Origin of the sequence: Yoonia sp. (assembly GCF_046498525.1) — a bacterium.
Classification (GTDB): Bacteria; Pseudomonadota; Alphaproteobacteria; order Rhodobacterales; family Rhodobacteraceae; genus Yoonia.
Map to the genome: position 1 here is coordinate 1 of NZ_JAWOAN010000066.1, position 18,240 is coordinate 18,240.

Consider the following 18,240-nt stretch of genomic DNA (forward strand, 5'->3'; position numbering starts at 1 on the left):
TGATGTGGGGTTTATCGGTATCCCGATGGATATCGGCACCTCGTGGCGGTCAGGCACACGGATGGGGCCGAAACAACTGCGCGAGCAATCCGCGATGATCCGGCCCTATAACCTCCAGACAGGTGCTGCGCCCTTTGACGCGCTGCAATGTGCGGACCTTGGGGATGTGGCGATCAATACTTTTTCCCTTAGTGAAAGTATTCGTTTGATTACAGAAACCTACGCGACACACCTCAAGCATGATTTTATCCCGATGACCCTTGGGGGCGATCATACACTGACGCTTCCGGTCTTGCGCGCGGTTGCACAAAAGCATGGGCCGGTGGCGCTGGTGCATGTCGATGCCCATGCCGACGTGAATGAGGATATGTTCGGTGAGCGCGAGACCCATGGCACTGTTTTCCGCCGTGCGTATGAAGAAAAGCTTATCACGCCGGACAAGGTGTTCCAGATCGGTTTGCGTGGCACGGGATATACCGCTGATGACTTTACCGAGGCCGCAGGATGGGGGTTCAACCAGTATCTTGCGCCTGACCTTTGGCATAAGTCGCTTTCACCTTTAGCTGCTGAAATAAATGCGAAAATCGGCGACCAGCCATGTTATATCAGCTATGATATCGACAGCCTTGATCCCGCTTATGCCCCCGGCACCGGCACACCGGAAATCGGCGGGTTGACCACGCCGCAGGCGATGGAACTGATCCGCGGTTTGCGGGGGCTGAATATCGTGGGCTGCGATCTGGTCGAGGTATCACCGCCCTATGATACGTCCGGCAATACCGCGCTGACCGGGGCGAACCTGATGTTCGAGATGCTCTCGATCCTGCCCGGGGTGCCGTACAGATAGCGTACATATGGCGTACAGAAGCTGTACGTACACTTTGCAATTCACAGATGGAGACCCTTTTGCGCATTTTGATCATCCTTGTGGTGCTGATCCTTGGTCTGATGGCCTATGTCCGGCTTGCGCCGACTGATACGGCGAAATGGCACCAGACGCCTGACGTGGCAGAGCCGGGCGACTTTCCGGAAGACGGCGGTTTCCGTGCTGTGCGCCGGATCACAGCGCCCGCGTCAGAGGTGTTGATGGCGGTCGAGCAACGCGCTTTGGCCACGCCGCGCACGACGTTGCTGGCAGGAAGTGTCACGGAAGGTATGCTGACTTTCCAGACCCGTTCGCTTTTCTGGGGGTTTCCAGACCATACGACCGTTGCTGTGCAGGGTGATCTTTTGGTGATCTATGGCCGTTTGCGCTTTGGCGGTTCCGATATGGGCGTGAACAGGGCGCGCATCGAAGGGTGGCTGGAAACGCTTGGCCCCTTGACCGAGCCGCTTTGATCGGCCACTTGCATGCCTCATGATCGCATCTGAACGCATTGAACAACTGATTGACCGCTTCCAGTTTCTGGAGGCGAAAATGTCCGATGGCAGCGCAAGCAACGACATTGCCGCCTTGGGCAAGGAATACGCTGACCTGCGCCCTGTGGTGGAAACCGTCACCGCCTATAAGAACCTTCTCAGCCAGATTGCCGATGCCGAGGCGATGCTGGACGATCCGGAGTTGAGGGAACTTGCAGAGGCGGAATTGCCGGAGCTGAAGGCAGCCCTGGCAGCATCCGAGCATGATGTGCAGCTTGCGCTCTTGCCAAAGGATTCCGCCGATGCGCGACCCGCGCTGTTGGAGATCAGACCGGGGACGGGCGGGGATGAGGCAGGGCTTTTTGCCGCCGATCTGTTGCGCATGTACCAGCGCTATGCCGAAAAGCAGGGATGGCGCTTCGAGATTTTGGAAGAAAGCCTGAGCGAGTTGGGCGGCGTCAAAGAAGTGGTCGCACGGGTTGTCGGTGATGGCGTCTTTGCCAAGATGAAGTATGAAAGCGGTGTTCACCGCGTCCAGCGTGTGCCGGAAACCGAAAGCGGCGGGCGTATCCATACTTCGGCTGCGACGGTTGCCGTACTGCCCGAAGCCGAAGACGTGGATATCGAGATCAATCCGGGGGACATCCGCATTGATACGATGCGCGCGTCGGGATCCGGTGGCCAGCACGTGAACACGACCGATTCTGCGGTGCGGATCTTGCACGAACCGACGGGGATTATCGTTGTCAGTTCCGAAAAATCCCAGCACCGCAACCGCGAGATCGCGATGCAGGTTTTGAAAACGCGGCTTTTCGATCTGGAACGCCAGCGGGTGGACAGCGAGCGGTCAGCAGACCGGAAATCGCAGGTCGGATCGGGCGACCGGTCTGAACGCATCCGCACCTATAATTTCCCCCAAGGGCGCATGACAGATCACCGGATCAACCTGACGCTTTATTCGCTGGGCCAAGTGATGCAGGGCGATCTGGACGAGGTGATCAGCGCCTTGCAGTCCGATGCACAGGCCACGCTACTGGCCGAGATGGGCGCATGAGCCAGACTGTCACCGGCAGCCAGTTGTTGGCTGCGGCGACGGGGCAGTTGAAAAGGGCAGGTGTTCCTGATGCGGCCCGCGATGCCCGCAAGCTTTTCGCCTTTGCAGCAGGGGTTGCTTCCAGCCGGTTGACATTGATCCTGCCCGAACCTGTTTCCGAGGACGTTTCCGCGCGCTTTCAAAGGCTTATCGCGCGGCGTTCACAGTTCGAACCAGTCTCGCATCTGGTGGGGACACGTGAATTTTATGGTCGCACCTTCGAGGTGACCAAGGATGTGCTTGACCCCCGCCCCGAGACCGAAACACTGATCGAAGCGGCGCTGCGGGTCCCGTTCACACGGGTCCTTGATCTTGGGACGGGGTCGGGGTGTATTCTGGTGACCCTGCTTGCGGAAAACGCCCAAGCTGTCGGGGTCGGTGGTGATGCGTCGCCGGCGGCGCTTGCGGTCGCGTTGCGCAATGCGCAACGGCACGGTGTCGATGACAGGGCGACCTTCGTGCAAAGCGACTGGATGGCGGCGATCAGACCGTCGTTTGATCTGATCGTGGCCAATCCGCCCTATATCGCGGCAGAGGAAATGGCGGGCCTTTCGCGTGACGTGCGCGAGTGGGAACCGCGCATGGCGCTGACGGACGGGGCCGACGGGTTGTCGGCATACCGGACGATCATTGCGCAAGCCCGTCATGCGCTTGTTCCCGGTGGTCGGCTGATCTGCGAGATCGGGGCGACGCAGGGCCATGCCGTTTGCGGTCTGATGGCGGCTGAGGGTTTTGGCGATGTGTTTGTGATTCCCGACCTTGATGGTCGAGATCGTGTCGTAACAGGGCAAATAGCCGGTTTTGAATAGGAAACGCCACGCTTTGAGACGAAATAGCTATTTTTTCGTAATTTGGTCTTGTCTGACCTCGTCCACATGCTTATCCATGTTTTATCGGATGGGGCGAGGCTCAACACTGACCTCCCCCCGATAAGTCGCCAAAACATCGCAAGGCCAGATTTTCAAGACGCGCATAAGGCGCGACATGGCCCAGCGCAACGACAGCCAAAGGCTTGAAAGCAAATCTATGAGATCAACGAAGTCACGGTCGCGGAACAAAAGCCGCAATAACCGGCCATCGGGCGGTAACATCATTAACCGGGTTTTTGAAAGCTCCGGTCCGGATGGAAAGGTGCGCGGCACCCCGCAGCAAATTATTGAGAAATACAACCAGCTTCACCGTGACGCCTTTTTGTCTGGCGACCGTGTGGATGCGGAAAGCTTTGCCCAACACGCCGAGCACTACACGCGGTTGCTTGCCGAAGCGCAGCGCGAGGTCGATTCCAAGCGCGAAGAGCAGGAAGAGCAGAACCGCCAACGGCAAGCCGAGCGTGACCGTGAGCGTCAGGACCGCCTGAAAGCGCAAGAGGCCGTGTCAAATGAGCCGCCCAGCACTGAACAACCCGAGGTGCAAGAGGCCGAGCAGGACAGTGGATTGGTCGAAACGCCGGAAGAAAAGCCCAAGCGCCCGCGCAAGCCGCGTGCGCCCCGCAAGCCGCGTGCCAGCTCTGATGAGGGCAACACGTCAGAAGCTGCCGAATAAACCAAAGCCCTCCGATTTCGGAGGGCTTTTTGTTTGTGGTTCAGGTTAGCCAGCGTCGAGCTGGCGTGCGAGTGCGCAAAACGCCTCGAGGTCGACCTGTTCGGCGCGTTCTGTCGGTTTGATGCCGACGGCGTTCAGGTGGTCTTCGATATCGGGGCTGACCGATTTGAGCGCGGAGCGCAGCATCTTGCGGCGCTGGTTGAAGGCCGCAGCGACGACTTTGTTCAGCGTTCCCGGATCGGCGGGATAGCGTGGTGCGGGCAGGGCTGTCAGATGCACGACGGCCGAATTGACCTTGGGCGGCGGGCTGAAGGCTTCGGGTGGCAGTTCCATGACGATTTTCGCATCGGTGCGCCATTGGGCCAGCAGGGCCAGCCGCCCGTAGGCCTTGCTGCCCGGTGCGGCCACGATCCGTTGGGCGACCTCGCGCTGGAACATCAGAGTCAGGCTTTTCCAGAACGGTGGCCATTCCGGTGGCGTCAGCCAGCGCACCAGTAATTCGGTGCCGACATTATAGGGCAGGTTGGCTGCGATCTTGATCGGCGCAGCGAGGTGCTCAAGCGGGTTCACGGCCAGCGCATCACCGTTGATCACCTTCAACCTGCCGGGATAGGCCGCAGAAATTTCGGCCAAGGCAGGCAGGCAGCGGGGGTCTTTTTCGATGGCCAGCACGCGGCGCGCCCCTTCGGCCAGCAATCCGCGCGTCAGCCCGCCGGGGCCGGGCCCGATTTCAAGCACGTCAGCGCCCGACACATCGCCCGCAAGCCGTGCGATCTTGGCTGTGAGATTGAGGTCCAGCAGGAAGTTCTGGCCAAGCGATTTCTTGGCGGCCAGATCATGGGTCGCGATGACCTCGCGCAGGGGCGGCAGGTCATCAATCACGGGCATCGGCCATCTGTGCGGCCATGCGGATGGCGGCGATCATCGACGTTGCATCTGCCATGCCTTTGCCTGCGATATCAAAGGCTGTGCCATGATCGGGCGACGTGCGGATAAAGGGCAGGCCCAGCGTGACATTCACCCCGCCCGAGAAATCCAGCGTCTTGATCGGGATCAGGGCCTGATCGTGGTACATGCAGACGGCGACATCATAATTCTTGCGTGCGCCTGCGTGGAACATCGTATCGGCAGAAAGCGGTCCGGTGATATCCATACCCTGCGCGCGCAGCGCATCAAGGACAGGGATGATCATCTCGATTTCTTCGCGACCGATCTTGCCGTTTTCGCCTGCGTGCGGGTTCAGGCCGGACACGGCGATGCGTGGTTTTGCGATGCCGAAATCACGGCGCAGGGCGGCGTGGGTGATCAGCATCGTGTCGGTCAGAAGGCTGGCTGTCAGGGTATCGGGCACGGCCGCGAGGGGGATATGGATCGTTGTCGGCACCACCCGCAGCGCATCGCAGGCCAGCATCATGACCACCTGATCCGTTCCCGCCAAAGCCGCCAGATATTCGGTGTGACCCGGATAGGCGAAATCCGCGCCGTCGATCAGCGCCGCCTTGTGAATAGGCGCGGTGCAGAGCGCGCGCGCAGCACCCGATTGCACCAGTGCGACCGCATCGGCGATGGCTGAAATCACGCCGCTGGCATGTGTGGGGTCCGGTTGCCCGGGGTTCGCGGGGCTGCCGAAATCGCGCGCAAGGACGGTCATCTTGAACGGGTGGATATCGGCAGGATCGGTGGCTGCGTGAACGGCTGTGCCCGCGGGTAGATGCTGCGGATCACCCAGCCATAAAAGCGGTATTTCGCCTTTCAGGGCCTGCCATGCAGCAACAGCGATTTCGGGCCCGATCCCCGCAGGTTCGCCGCAACTGATCGCGATGGGCTTCATCAGGGGCGGATCACGGCAGAGGCCCGCAGGTCTTCCAACAGCGCATCGGCAAGGGCGGTCAGGCGCTGGCTGCGGATCTGGCCGCGCACGGCGTCAGGATCGATCGCGTCTGCACCGGCGGTATTGCGCGCGCAGAGCATCAGGAAAACAAGCGTTTGCCCGTTGTCGCGGGTCAGGTTGTAGGACACTTCACCGGGATCGAGGCGGGCCAGTTCAAGTGCGACCTCGTCAGGAATTGCTGACGGGCTTTCTGTCAGGCGGTCCAGCATCTCGGCGGGTTGGTTGCGCGCGACACCATAGAGATCGTCACAGGTGTCGACCTGATCGCGTACCTCGGCGGCTTGGCGCAATCCGGCTTCGGTTTTGCCGCCCGGAATGTAATAGGCGGCATATTCAATGCTCAGCGGTGCTTGCGATGCCTGCACCGCCTCACGCTTGCCGCGCAGCTGGAACAGGGCGATCCCGTTGGGAATTTCAATGGGTTCCGTCACTTCACCGGGTTGCAAATCAAGGATCACACCGCGCAGTTGCGGGGGGTAGTTATCAATCGGCAGCCAGCCAAGCCGTCCGCCATCCTCACGCGAGGGCAGTGCCGACACCTGACGCGCTGCCGCTTCGAATTCGGCGAAAGAGCGCATCCGCGAGATTTGATCGGCAGCATTGCGTGCCGCGGCCGCGCGCTCTGGCGGGGCGGCGATGATGATTTCGTTCAAAAGCACCTCAAGCTGTGAAACGGTATTCCCGCGCTGCGCGATGGCGCGTTCGATGTCGGCCTCTGTGATGGTGACCTGACGGTTGAAGCGCGACCGGATGAAATCGCGCCAGAGAATGCCGACTTCGACGAAATCGCTTAGCGTTGCAAAGTCGACGCCGTTCTGTGCGAGCACTTGGGTAAACTGCGGCAGGGACAGGTTGGCGCGCGCGGCGAAATCTTCCAAGGCTTGCTGCAGGGCCTCTTGGGGTACTGCAAGACCGAAACGGGCCATTTCCTGCTGCTTCAGCCGATCTTCGATCAGGCCCTCACGGGCTGCCTTGTCCAGATCACCGGGGGTGCGGAATACCTCGAGCAGGCGGGCGCGCTGGGTAAGTTCGTATTGCGTGATGACGCGGTCATTGACTGTGATGACGGGCGTCAACTGGCCTTGGGCGACCATGCTTGAAGGCAAGCCCAACGCCAAGCAAAGGGCCGCAACCACACCGAAAATCCAACCTTTACGCATCCCAATACCCATCATTCGTCTCAATTTCCGCATCCCGTAGCGGAGCCTCCGGTAGAGAAGCTCCCGATAGAGCCGCTTATCCCAAATGTTGTCGTCGGATCAACCGTACTGGAAGAGGTAAAGCGGCGCGAGGCCGAAACGTTCACGGTCACACATTCGTTTTGCCACTCCAGGCCGACGCCCCCACGCACCGCACGGTCGGCTGCCACGTCATAGCGCCCGTCGAGTTCGAAGGTCCATGCGTTGCTGAGTACAAAGGCAGCGTCTACCGTCCATTCCGATATGGTTTCGCTGCGGTTCTCGTCTGCGTCCGGCCCCAGCCAGATGTAGTTGGCACCCAGCGACACCCAATCGTTTCGCCATGCCACGCGGCTGTCTGCCACAGTCAGCCCGGCGTTGTCGTCCCAAAGGCTGCGCGCGTCGAGCAGGAAACCGCCCGGGGCTGTCACCTGTCCTGCAACGAGCCAGTCTGATCGCCGCCCGTCAAGACCCGAGGTTGCCGTAAAACCGTCCTGCGCATTTTCCCGGAAAACCCGCCCGAAGCTGAGCGTGGATGTCAGGCCGCGCGCGCCAAAGCGGGTCCATGTCAGGCCTGCTGCGGCCTGCATTCCCGTTTCGACCCGGTCTTCACCGGCAAAGCGGGAGGTGGCTGTCAGGTTCCCCCGATCCAGTTCTGTGCGCAGGCTGTCTTCGTTGGGCGGTGTCCCGCCATAACTGTCGGACCAGCTGAGGCTGACGACAGGTTCCAGCAGATGTGATGCTCCGCCGGAGCCAAGGCGCGCAAGCGGCCAGCGCAGGGTCAGCCCCGCATCGGGGGCGACGCGCAGGTCTTCTTGTGCAAAGGCGCTGTCATCATCCACAAAATAAAGATCGGCGCGCAGGCCCATCCGCGCATCCGCGACCAGTCCGTAGGGCAACTGCCAGCTTTCGGTCCAGGTTCCGCTGGCCCCCATGCTGCCGACATCACGCCCGACGTCGCCATCGGTATCGCTGGTGCGGTAGGCCAGATCAATGCGAGTTCCATAGCGCAGAAGGCCCCCGAAAGCGGGCGCATGGCTGGCTTCATAGGTCAGGTCCGCAATCAGTGGTGGCAGCGACGCGTTCGTTTCGTCGTCGCGCAGTGTCTGGTAGTAGGTCAGCCGTGCTTCGTAGAGTGAGGTATCGGTGACCTTGAGCAGCTTGATCGCGCTGTCCAGCCTGTCTTTGTCGGCATAGTCGTAATCCAGCAGATAGGCCCTGTCGCTGACCGTTTCGAGATCGAAGATCAGCTGGTAGTTGTCGCTCAGATCGAAACGTCCGTCGGCAAAGAGGTATGATCTGTTGGCGCTGACCAGCGTGTCATCGCTGACGGCACCTTCCACGGTGATCCGGCCTGTCGCGAACGCCTGTCGGTACCGCAATTCGAGCGTTGTCGTTTCTTGCGCAAGATAGGGTGTCACGGTGATGTCGCGGTGGTCCCCCAGCGTGATGAAATAGGGCAGCTTGAGCCCGAACCCCAACTGCGTGGTATTGCGCTGCGCGGGGACAAGCAGGCCGGTCGACCGCGCCAGCGCGGGATCGGGTAGCCGCATCCGGGGCAACCAGAAGACAGGGACACCGCGCACACGGAATGTCGCGTTGCGAAAGTAGATTTGCTGTTCCTGCGCGTCATGGATCACGCGTTCCGCCCTGATTTCCCAAAGCGGCGGTCGCGTACCACAGACGCGGCAGGATGTGGCAGCGGTCTTGTAGAGTTGCGAAAAGCGTCCCTCGCGCCGGTCGATCTGATTGGCGGCCAGTTGCAACTGCTGATCCAGAACGATGCGGGCGCCCTGTAAAATGCCGTTTTCAAGCCGCGGGTCCAGCGTGGCGCTGTCGGCTGTCAGCACCGTGCCATCGCTGGACTGGATGAATATCGGGCCGACGATGCGCAGCGTGTCGCTGGGTTGGTCAAAGATGATCTGGCTGGCAGTCAGGCGGCTGCCTTCGAACAGCACTTCGATATTGCCACTGGCGATGAGCTGGTCCTGGCCGTTCAGCTCAACGCGGTCCGCCACCAGCGTGGCCGCGTTTTGTGCAGCGGCAAGTGCCGGAAAGCACATAAGGATGATCAGCAACGCAATCCGCATCATCCGTCCTCGTTGTGCAGCAGGAAGCCCATCGAAATACCGATCGCGGCCAAAGGTGGCGCCCAAGCGGCCAAAAGCACCGGAAGCTGGCCGTTTTCACCAAGCACTTGTGCGAAATTGCGAATGAAATAGATCACGAAGGCCAGAAGTATCGCGAACATCACCATCAGCCCTGTGCGCCCGCCGCGTTGGTGGCGCAGGGTGAAACTGGCCCCGATCAGCACCATGGAGACCAGAAAGACCGGCGTCGCAAGTTCGGTGTGAAACCAGACCAGATGGCGCTGCGCCGAAAATCCGGCTGTTTGCAACCGGTCGATGAAGCTGGGCAATTCCCAGATCGGAATGGATGAGGGCGTGCCAAAGCTGTCGCGGATCTGGTCGGGCGTCAGTGTGGACTGGATCGTCAGCTCTGGCTGAAAAAGCGCGTTTGCTTCGGGCGTCGTGACACCCGCAAGCTGCCACGACTTTGCGTCCCGCAAAACCCATGCGCCAGTGACAAGTTCCGCCGATGCCGCATTGACCCGTGTGCTGGGGGTGCCATCGGGATCGAAGGTCAGGAAGGTCACGTCGGTCAGCAGGGTTCCGTCCAGATTGGCGCTTTGCGCGCGGATCACGGTTTGCCCCGCAGCGGTGCCTTGCCGCAGCCAAAGCCCGGACGAGCCGATTGAAAGAACAGAGCTGTCGCCCCTCAGGGCATCGCTGCGGGATTCGAATTCCTTTGATGTGCTTGCAACAATGGGGTTCAGCACGCCAACCGCGAAAACCCCTATCAGCAGGGCAACGGCCAGCGGTGCCAGAAGCGAGTTCAGCGCGGACCGGCCTGCCGCCCGCGTCACCACCAATTCCGACGACCGCGCCAGGCTGATGAAAAGGGCGATCGTGGCAAGGATCATAATCAGTGGCAGGATCGCATAATATGCCTTAGGAATGTTGAGAAGGCTCAGCACGAGCAGATCGCCGAAGGTGGCATCCGCACTTGCAAACCGGCGCAGCTGATCGAGCAGATCGACGGAAAGCATGATCAGAAAAAAGACAACTGCGACCCCCATGAAGGTGCGAAAGAAACGACTGGCGAAATAGCGGTGCAGGATCATGACGCCGGCACCTCTTTGGGGTCTTTCGGCCGCCGCTTGAAAAGATAGGGGCGGCCTGCCCAGAACAGCAGAAACCAGATCATCGCAAAACCCACGGCGCTTTGCAGATAGGCCACGATCCAAAGTTGCGGATCACTACGGGCAAGGCGCAGACCTGTTGTTTCGACGGCCTTGACCACGATGATCAGGAAGATGGCCCCGATGATTTGTTTCCAGACACCGAAACGGCTGTAGCTGCCCACCATGAGCGCAGAAAAACCCAACAGCGCCGCGACAACGCCCAGAATGGACTGGCTGAAGCGGTCATGCCCGCGTGCAATCAGGCTGGCGGCACTGCGCCCTGTTTCGGCCGCCAGTTCTGGCGTCGGATTAAGCAATTCCCATGTGAAAAGATGCGAATCCCTGCGGCCCTGTATCCGCGTCTCGCCGATCAGGTTGCTGATGTTGTAGGCGAAATCCTTGAACCGCGTGGTAAAAAGCCGCTGGTTTTCGCCGCGCAGGGTCTGGACCATGCCGTCAATCATGACAAGCTGCGTTGTGTCGTCGTCGCGGACCAGAAAGGCCTGCGAGGCCGTGTAAATGACCTGTTCGGTCTCTGAGCGGGTGTCAGACAGGAATATGTCCAGCAGTTCACCGGTCGGGGTGATTTCGCGGATATAGAATGTGACCCCGTTGACGGGCTCCAGAAACTGCCCTTCGGTCAAAAGACGGGCGGTGATGTTCTGCGCGATTTGGGCCTCGCGCATGTCAAGGCGTGAGCTGCTTATCGGGACCAGAAAATGCATCAGGGCCGACATCATCAGCCCGACAATCATGCCGAAATACAAGACCGGTCGCGCGATGCGGAAAGGCGAATAGCCGGTGGCCTTTACCACGGTCAGTTCCGATTCGGTCGACATGCGGTTGGTGACATAGACCGCAGCGGCAAAGGCCGCCAACGGCAGCGCCAACCGCATGACCGATGGCAGCGAAAGGGCTGTGAACTCCAGAAACACGCCTGCCGACTGCCCGTCCGCGATCAACTGGTCAAACAAGACGACCGCACGGTTGATCCAGTAGATCAGGATCAGCACAAGGCTGAAGAATCCGAACAACGCCAATAGCTGCGACAACATATATCTGTCCAATCGCGCCAACGGGATGTCCTTTGCGGTGCCTGCGGGTTTCTTTGATGCCAAGCTAACCTAACCCTGCGGCGGATTGAACAGCTATCTGGTCAATGCGGCGGGCGCGGGCTAGGTATCGCGGCAAAGCCAAACATGCCAACAGGAGCCATCATGACCACACCTGCCGAAATCCAGTTTAAAGATGTCGACCTCGATCAGGTGGCCGATGCCACGGGCAAGGTGGTGGTTTTTGTCGATGAAGACGGCAAACTGGACGCTGGTGCGCGCAAGGTGAATACGCTGACACGCAAAGCACTGGCCCGGTTTCTGGACAGTGCCGCGTTCGAGAAGATGGACGCAGGCGACGTGACGTCTCTGGGGTTTCCCGGCGGTATGGCGGCAGAGGCTGTCTGCGTCGTCAAGCTGGGGCGCCGCCCTGGCAGCGAGGAGGCGCGCAAGGCAGGGGCGCAACTGGCCAAGGCACAGGACGGCAAGGACCTGTTGATTTTGGCCGGTACAATTGCGCGGGCGGATGAAATCGCGCTCGGGCTTGCGTTGCGGGGGTATAAATTCGATGCCCACAAGACCGCGAACGGCAAGGCTGCGGGTGGTGTGACCTTCATGGTGTCCAATCCCGAAGCGGTTGCAAAGTCGGCAGCACCCATGGCGGCGATCGCCGAAGGTGTCTTTTTCACCCGCGACCTGACCAACGAACCTGCGAATGTGCTCACCACGGATGATTTTGCGGCACGTCTGGCCGCCATGCAGGAACTGGGGCTGGAGGTTGAGATCCTCGAAGAGGACGCGCTGGCCAAACTGGGCATGCGGACCCTGCTGAGTGTCGGGCAAGGCTCTGACAGCCCCTCTAAGGTGGTGGTCATGTCATGGAACGGCGGCGGCCAGGAAGCGCCCTTTGCGCTTGTGGGCAAGGGCGTTGTCTTTGACACGGGCGGCATCAGCCTGAAGCCTGCGGGTGGCATGGAAGACATGACGATGGATATGGGCGGTGCGGGCGTTGTGGCCGGTGTGATGCGTACGCTGGCGCTGCGCAAGGCGCGCGCCAATGTCGTGGGGCTTGTCGGGCTGGTCGAGAACATGCCTTCGGGCACCGCGACGCGTCCGGGCGATGTGGTAAAATCCATGAAGGGTGACACCATCGAAATCATCAACACCGACGCCGAAGGCCGTTTGGTGCTGGCAGATGTGATGTGGTATGCGCAGGAACGTTTCAAACCGGTGGGCATGATCAATCTGGCCACGCTGACTGGGGCGATCCTTGTGGCGCTGGGGCACGAGAACGCGGGGTTGTTTTCCAATTCCGATGAATTGAGCGATGCGTTCCTGAAGGCTGCCAAATCCGAGGGTGAAGGCGCGTGGCGCATGCCGATGGGCCCTGCCTATGACGATCTGCTGAAATCGCGGATTGCCGATATGAAGAATGTCGGCGGGCGCATGGCGGGGTCGATCACGGCGGCGCAGTTCCTGCAGCGGTTCGTGAAGGCGGATGTGCCATGGGCGCATATCGATATCGCGGGCACGGCGAGTATGAAGAAGGAAACGGGCCTTGCGCCTGCGGGTGCGACGGGGTGGGGTGTGATGGCGCTGAACCGTCTGATCGCGGATAAATACGAAGCTTAAAACCGGAGAGGGCAGAGGGGGCTGTCTGCCCCCGCCCGTGCCGGGCCCCCCGAAGGTATTTGCAAACATGAGAAGCATGGCATTGATGCGCGACAAATCGGGAAGCATGTGATGGGTGCAGTTTTTTTCTATCATCTGACGGAGAACCCGCTGGAGGCGACCTTGCCGATGCTGATCGGCAAGGCGCGTGCCGCAGGGTGGCGGATATTGGTGCGGGGCCGCGAGGATGCTTTGTTGAAGCGGCTGGATGATGTGCTGTGGCAGGGCGCTGACGATCAGTTTCTGCCCCATGGCATGGCCGGTGGGCCGCATGACGCCGATCAGCCGGTGCTGTTGGGAGATGGACACAGCGACGGGTTTGCCTGCGTGATGAGTGTTGGCGGCGCAGAGGTGAGCGCTGCGGAGGTCAGCACGCTGGAACGGACCTGTATCCTGTTTGACGGCCATGACGATGCCGCGCTGCAGGTCGCACGCGGTCAATGGAAGATGCTGACGGATGCGGGCTGCGCGGCGCAATACTGGGCGCAAGCGGACGGGCGCTGGACCAAGAAGGCCGAGAAGTAGAAGCGGGCGGTGCCGCTAGAATTGAAAGCTTGCGTCGAAGTCTTCGGGCAGCGCGGATGGCTGCGGGGCGCAGGCGCAAAGAAGCAGTAAAATGGCGAGCGCGCGGATCATCGGCTGAGTACCAACTGCCCGTCGGCAATCTCGATCCGGTCGTAAAGCCCCAGATAGGTCATGCCCAGCAAGGATGCGTCCATCGCGCCGCCGTTCACGACCGCAGGAATATTGCGGTCGGTGATGCCGCCCAGAACGACCCTTTCCAGCATGACCGGTGCGGTGCGGACGACACCGTTTGCGGTATTGGCCATGCCCGAGAAGTTGAGCGACGCGGGATCAATGCCGATCCGCGCCGCGTCTTGCTGGGACAGGACGACCTGACTGGCGCCGGTATCGACGACAAAGTCGATTGCGGCGCCGTTGATATCAAGCGTCAGATGATAGTGCCCGTCATTGCCGCGCGGGGCCGCGACGGTGCTGTCGTCGATGATTGCCTGACGCGGGTTCACATCGTTGCTGATGTCCTCCCACAGTCCATAGGCACCGATGATGCCCACAAAGATCAGCACCCAGATCGCCGCCTGCTGTGCCATCTTGCCCATATTGCCGCGCCCCGCGACAATGGCAGCGCCGCCGATGGCTGCAGCCAGCAGGACCAGATAGGTCAGTTGCATGATTTGGTCTGTGCTCATTGCAGTGATATAGGCATTATGCGCCGATGCCGAAACCCCTCAGGCCGTCCAGCACGAACTGTACGGCTAATGCAGCCAGCAGCATGCCCAGCACGCGGGTCACGATGTTCAGTCCGGTCTTGCCCAAGGCGCGTTCGATCGCGGGTGAGGCGAGAAAGGCCAGAAAGACGATCAGCAGCACCGCAATGACGACACCTGCAACCGCGGCAAGGTCCGTCACCCCTTCGGCCTGACCTGCCAGCAGGATCACCGTGGTGATCGCACCGGGGCCGACGATGAGCGGCAGGGCGAGCGGGAACACGGAGGGATCATCGTGGTGTTCTGCCTGTCCTTCGGCGGCGTTGTCTTCACGCCGCGCCTGCCTGCGCTGGAACAGCATGTCGAGCGCGGTCAGAAACAGCAGGATACCGCCAGCGATGCGGAAGGCATCCATCGAGATGCCGATAAAGCCGAGTACGGCCTCGCCCAGAAAAAGAAAGACCATCATCAGCGTTGCGGCCACAAGGAACGCCCTGATCGCGATAGCCCGCCGGTGCGCTACCGTCATCCCTTGGGTGAGCGCGATGAACACGGGCGCCAGCCCCGGCGGGTCGATGATGATGAACAGCGTGGTAAACGCGGTGATCAGGGCAGGAAGTTCGGTCATGATGTCCTGTCTGACAGAAGCTGGCGCTTTAGCGCAAGCTCCGGATGCTTTCGGCGGGGGTGTTTGTTGGCAAGATGATTAGCCTTTTTCGGCCTTTTCCAGCTTTTCAAGGGCGGCCATCCACATGGCTTCGGCCCGTTCCAGACCGTCCATGACTTCGGCGTATTTCTTGTTCCATGTGGCGAGTTCACCCGCCTTGCCGTCCTCGTAAAGGGCCGGATCAGCGAGTTTCTTGGCAAGCTTGTCGCGCATTTCGTTGATTTTCTTGACCCGCTCTTCGTTTTTGCGCAGGTCGGAACGCAGTGCCATGACGGCCTCGCGCGTGGGTTTGGCGGCTTTGGTCGGCGCCGGTTTATCTTTTTCGCGCGGTTTTTCAGGTGTCAGCAGCATTTTGCGGTAGGCTTGCAAGTCATCGTCGTAGGGTGTCACATGCCCGTCTTTGACCAGCCACAGTCTGTCGGCGACCATGCTGAGCAGGTGCATGTCGTGACTGACCAAGATGACTGCGCCGGAATAGGCGGTGAGGGCTTCGACCAATGCTTCGCGGCTTTCGATATCGAGGTGGTTGGTCGGCTCGTCAAGGATCAGCAGGTGCGGCGCGGGCAGCGTGGCCAGCAGCAGCGACAGGCGGGCTTTCTGCCCGCCCGAAAGCCGGCCCACGGGCGTGTCGGCCTGATCTGCACCAAGGCCGAAACCGGCCAGCCGCGCGCGCAGCTTGGCCTGGCCTTCGTTGGGCCGTTCGCGGAACAAATGGTCGAGCGGGGTTTCCTCGATCCTGAGTTCGTCGACCTGATGCTGCGCAAAAAAGCCGATCCGCAGTTTGTTCGATGTCACCATCTTGCCGCGTGCGACGGGCAGGCGGTCTGACAGCATTTTCGACAGGGTGGACTTGCCCTCGCCGTTGCGGCCCAAAAGTGCGATGCGGTCGTCCTGGTCGATGCGCAGGTTCAGGTCGTGCAGGACGATATTATTGCCATACCCCACAGCCGCGCCTTCGGTGGCGATGATGGGGGGCGAAAGCTCTTCGGGTTCGGGAAAGGTGAAAACGGTGCGCGCGGCGTCTTCGGGGGCGCGGATGGTTTCCATTTTTTCCAGCATCTTGACGCGGGATTGGGCCTGCTTGGCCTTGGATGCCTTGGCTTTGAAGCGGTCGACGAAGGCCTGCAAATGTGCGCGTTGCGCACCCTGCTTTTTGGCGGCGGCGGCTTGCACGGCACGGTTCGCGGCGCGTTGCTTGGCGAAGGTGTCGTAGGTGCCGGTATAATAGATCAGCCCCTTGTCTTCGAGATGCAGGATACCCCCGACCGACCGGTTCAGCAGTTCGCGGTCGTGGCTGACGATCAGCACGGTGTGGGGGTACTTGACCAAATAGGCTTCCAGCCAGAGCGCACCTTCGAGGTCGAGGTAGTTGGTCGGTTCGTCCAGCAGCAGCAGGTCAGGTTCACTGAACAGGACCGCCGCCAGCGCCACGCGCATCCGCCATCCGCCTGAAAAAGCAGAGCAGGGCATTTGCTGTTCTTCGTGGTTGAACCCCAGACCGCGCAGGATGGTGGCGGCGCGCGCTTCGGCGGACCATGCCTCGATATCGGCAAGCCGTGTCTGTACTTCGGCGATGCGGGCAGGCTCGGTGGCGGTTTCAGCCTCGGCCAGCAGTGCCTCGCGTTCGGTATCCGCGCGCAGAACGGTGTTGATCAGCGAGACCTCGTTGCCCGGCACCTCTTGGCTGACGCCGCCGATCTTCCAGCCCTTGGGGATGTTCACAGTGCCCGTGTCCAGCACCATCTCTCCGCGGATGACCCGGAAGAGCGTCGTCTTGCCGGAGCCGTTGCGCCCTACAAGGCCGACCTTATGGCCGGTGGGAATGGTGACTGTCGCATGTTCGACCAACGTGCGGCCATCGACGGAATAGGTGATATCTGAAATCTTGAGCATGGGGCGGCTATGCTTGATCCTTTGTGCGGGGTCAATCGGGTGTTTGCGCGCGCGGTGCGATACTTGTGCAAAGCCTAGCCGTTTGTCGGCCAAGCGTGGTGTTCATCGTCAATGACAAAGGCATGGGCGTGGGTGCGACCGTGTTTTTCCAAATGAGGGTGATCGGGAGGCAGATCGTCATGGCGATGGGGAATCACGACCGGATCGCCCTCGGGCCAGAGCCGGAGCGCCAAGAGCACGCCGGTGGTCCCCGCGACCCCCAGAATTCCAAGTGTCGGCCCCATGCCCCACGCCGTCATCGCTTGCCCTGCCAGCGGATAGGTGACCAGCCAGCAGGCGTGGGACAGCGCGAATTGCGCGGTAAACACCGCAGGCCGGTCTTCGGCATGGGCAGAGCGGCGCAGCAGGCGGCCTTGGGGGGTCAGTGTTGTCGCATAACCGATGCCGGTGAGCGCCCAGAGGAGCAGCAAGACGGGCCAGACAGGGGTGATGAAGGCTTGTCCGATCATCAGAACACACAGGAGGGCCGCGCCAAAAAGCATCACAGGCCGGTCGCTGAGGCGTTTGAGCAAGGCGGGCAAGGCAAGGGCGGCGATCATCGATCCGGCCCCGAAACACGCAAGCGCGATGGCCACATCGCGGTCGGTACCGCCAAAACCGCTGCGCACGACAACGACGGTATTGACGATGACAAAGGCACCCGCCGCAGCGGCGGTGAGGTTCAACGCCAGCAAACCACGCAAGCGCGGTGTTGCCAGATAGATATGAATCCCCCGGGTCAGCCGTGCGCGAAAGGGCCGGTCCCTGACCGGTTTGCGTGCAGGCAAGGCGGTGCCGAGGATCAGCAGCGCCGAGAACGCGAACCCGACGACCGTGCCGCCAAAGAGCCAATGATAGCTCATCATCAGCAGCAATACGCCTGCAAGAGCGGGGCTCAGCAGGTTTTCAAGGTCATAGGCCAGACGGGAAAGGGACAGCGCGCGGGAATAGTCGTCTTCATCGCTCAGGACATCGGGGATGGTGGCCTGAAAGGTCGGCGTGAAGGTGGCAGAGGCTGTTTGCAAAAGAAAGATCGCCAGATAGATTTGCCAGACCTCGGTAATGAAGGGCAAGAACAGCGCGACACCGGCCCGCACAAGATCAGCGCCAATCAGGACGGGGCAGCGCGGCAGGTTGGCCACCAAAGCCCCCGCGACGGGCGACAGGCCCACATAGGCGACCATCTTGATGGCGTAGGCTGTGCCAAGCACCGCACCTGCGCCAGCACCGGCAAGATCGAAGGCCAAAAGCCCAAGGGCCACCGTCAACAGCCCTGTGCCCAAAAGCGCCACGACCTGTGCGGCAAAAAGACGGCCGAAAACCGGATGTTTCAAAAGGGACCACATCCCTCAACGCTAGCCCAGCAAGGGGAGGGGAGTAAA

17 protein-coding genes are annotated in these 18,240 nt (G+C 60.8%); 7 read left to right on the forward strand and 10 right to left on the reverse strand.

The genetic code is table 11. The annotated features are described in order from the left end of the window. The 5 genes from speB to R6T97_RS04165 all read left to right on the forward strand — a co-directional run. Positions 1 to 847, forward strand: an 847-nt coding sequence (speB, locus tag R6T97_RS04145; RefSeq protein WP_410348036.1) for an agmatinase, incomplete at its 5' end; no start/stop codon positions are given. 59 nt (positions 848 to 906) lie between these two features. Then, positions 907 to 1,338 carry a DUF1499 domain-containing protein gene (locus R6T97_RS04150; protein ID WP_410348037.1) on the forward strand — a complete coding sequence of 144 codons (432 nt, stop codon included), beginning with the start codon at positions 907 to 909 and terminating at the stop codon, positions 1,336 to 1,338. A gap of 19 nt (positions 1,339 to 1,357) precedes the next feature. Next, positions 1,358 to 2,413, forward strand: coding sequence for a peptide chain release factor 1 (gene prfA, locus R6T97_RS04155; RefSeq protein WP_410348038.1), 1,056 nt, complete (start codon positions 1,358 to 1,360; stop codon positions 2,411 to 2,413). Further along, positions 2,410 to 3,261: a peptide chain release factor N(5)-glutamine methyltransferase gene (gene prmC, locus R6T97_RS04160; protein WP_410348039.1), complete on the forward strand. Its 852-nt coding sequence runs from the start codon at positions 2,410 to 2,412 to the stop codon at positions 3,259 to 3,261. The genes prfA and prmC overlap by 4 nt, the downstream gene beginning before the upstream one ends. Positions 3,262 to 3,436: 175 nt before the next feature. Further along, complete coding sequence (locus R6T97_RS04165) at positions 3,437 to 3,994, forward strand: DUF4167 domain-containing protein (RefSeq protein ID WP_410348040.1); 558 nt, start codon at positions 3,437 to 3,439, stop codon at positions 3,992 to 3,994. 45 nt (positions 3,995 to 4,039) lie between these two features. Here R6T97_RS04165 and rsmA read toward each other — a convergent pair whose 3' ends face one another. From rsmA to lptF, 6 genes are read right to left on the reverse strand one after another with little or no spacing between them, the layout of a single operon-like run. Further along, complete coding sequence (gene rsmA, locus R6T97_RS04170) at positions 4,040 to 4,882, reverse strand: 16S rRNA (adenine(1518)-N(6)/adenine(1519)-N(6))-dimethyltransferase RsmA (RefSeq protein ID WP_410348041.1); 843 nt, start codon at positions 4,880 to 4,882, stop codon at positions 4,040 to 4,042. Then, a complete protein-coding gene (pdxA, locus tag R6T97_RS04175; RefSeq protein WP_410348042.1) occupies positions 4,869 to 5,825 on the reverse strand; it encodes a 4-hydroxythreonine-4-phosphate dehydrogenase PdxA in 957 nt (318 codons plus the stop codon). Before pdxA ends, rsmA begins: the two co-directional genes overlap by 14 nt. Continuing rightward, a complete protein-coding gene (locus R6T97_RS04180) occupies positions 5,825 to 7,045 on the reverse strand; it encodes a peptidylprolyl isomerase (RefSeq protein WP_410348043.1) in 1,221 nt (406 codons plus the stop codon). The genes pdxA and R6T97_RS04180 overlap by 1 nt, the downstream gene beginning before the upstream one ends. A gap of 20 nt (positions 7,046 to 7,065) precedes the next feature. After that, positions 7,066 to 9,156 carry an LPS-assembly protein LptD gene (locus R6T97_RS04185; protein WP_410348045.1) on the reverse strand — a complete coding sequence of 697 codons (2,091 nt, stop codon included), beginning with the start codon at positions 9,154 to 9,156 and terminating at the stop codon, positions 7,066 to 7,068. Next, a complete protein-coding gene (gene lptG, locus R6T97_RS04190) occupies positions 9,153 to 10,247 on the reverse strand; it encodes an LPS export ABC transporter permease LptG (protein WP_410348046.1) in 1,095 nt (364 codons plus the stop codon). Before lptG ends, R6T97_RS04185 begins: the two co-directional genes overlap by 4 nt. Continuing rightward, a complete protein-coding gene (lptF, locus tag R6T97_RS04195) occupies positions 10,244 to 11,362 on the reverse strand; it encodes an LPS export ABC transporter permease LptF (protein WP_410348065.1) in 1,119 nt (372 codons plus the stop codon). The genes lptG and lptF overlap by 4 nt, the downstream gene beginning before the upstream one ends. 162 nt (positions 11,363 to 11,524) lie before the next feature. Between lptF and R6T97_RS04200 the strand changes: the two genes are divergently transcribed. After that, entirely contained in the window at positions 11,525 to 12,991 is a 1,467-nt protein-coding gene (locus R6T97_RS04200; protein WP_410348047.1) for a leucyl aminopeptidase, read from the forward strand. A gap of 111 nt (positions 12,992 to 13,102) precedes the next feature. Continuing rightward, complete coding sequence (locus tag R6T97_RS04205) at positions 13,103 to 13,555, forward strand: DNA polymerase III subunit chi (protein WP_410348048.1); 453 nt, start codon at positions 13,103 to 13,105, stop codon at positions 13,553 to 13,555. Between the two features lie 107 nt (positions 13,556 to 13,662). On the opposite strand, the gene R6T97_RS04210 is transcribed toward R6T97_RS04205, so the two are convergent. The 4 genes from R6T97_RS04210 to R6T97_RS04225 all read right to left on the reverse strand — a co-directional run bounded on the left by R6T97_RS04210 (position 13,663) and on the right by R6T97_RS04225 (position 18,204). Further along, positions 13,663 to 14,241: a TIGR02281 family clan AA aspartic protease gene (locus R6T97_RS04210; protein WP_410348049.1), complete on the reverse strand. Its 579-nt coding sequence runs from the start codon at positions 14,239 to 14,241 to the stop codon at positions 13,663 to 13,665. 16 nt (positions 14,242 to 14,257) lie between these two features. After that, a complete protein-coding gene (locus tag R6T97_RS04215; protein ID WP_410348050.1) occupies positions 14,258 to 14,887 on the reverse strand; it encodes a MarC family protein in 630 nt (209 codons plus the stop codon). A gap of 78 nt (positions 14,888 to 14,965) precedes the next feature. Then, entirely contained in the window at positions 14,966 to 16,819 is a 1,854-nt protein-coding gene (locus tag R6T97_RS04220; protein WP_410348051.1) for an ABC-F family ATP-binding cassette domain-containing protein, read from the reverse strand. Positions 16,820 to 16,893: 74 nt separating this feature from the next. Further along, on the reverse strand, positions 16,894 to 18,204 hold the full coding sequence (locus R6T97_RS04225; RefSeq protein ID WP_410348052.1) for an MFS transporter: 1,311 nt from the start codon (positions 18,202 to 18,204) through the stop codon (positions 16,894 to 16,896). Positions 18,205 to 18,240: the final 36 nt, after the last annotated feature.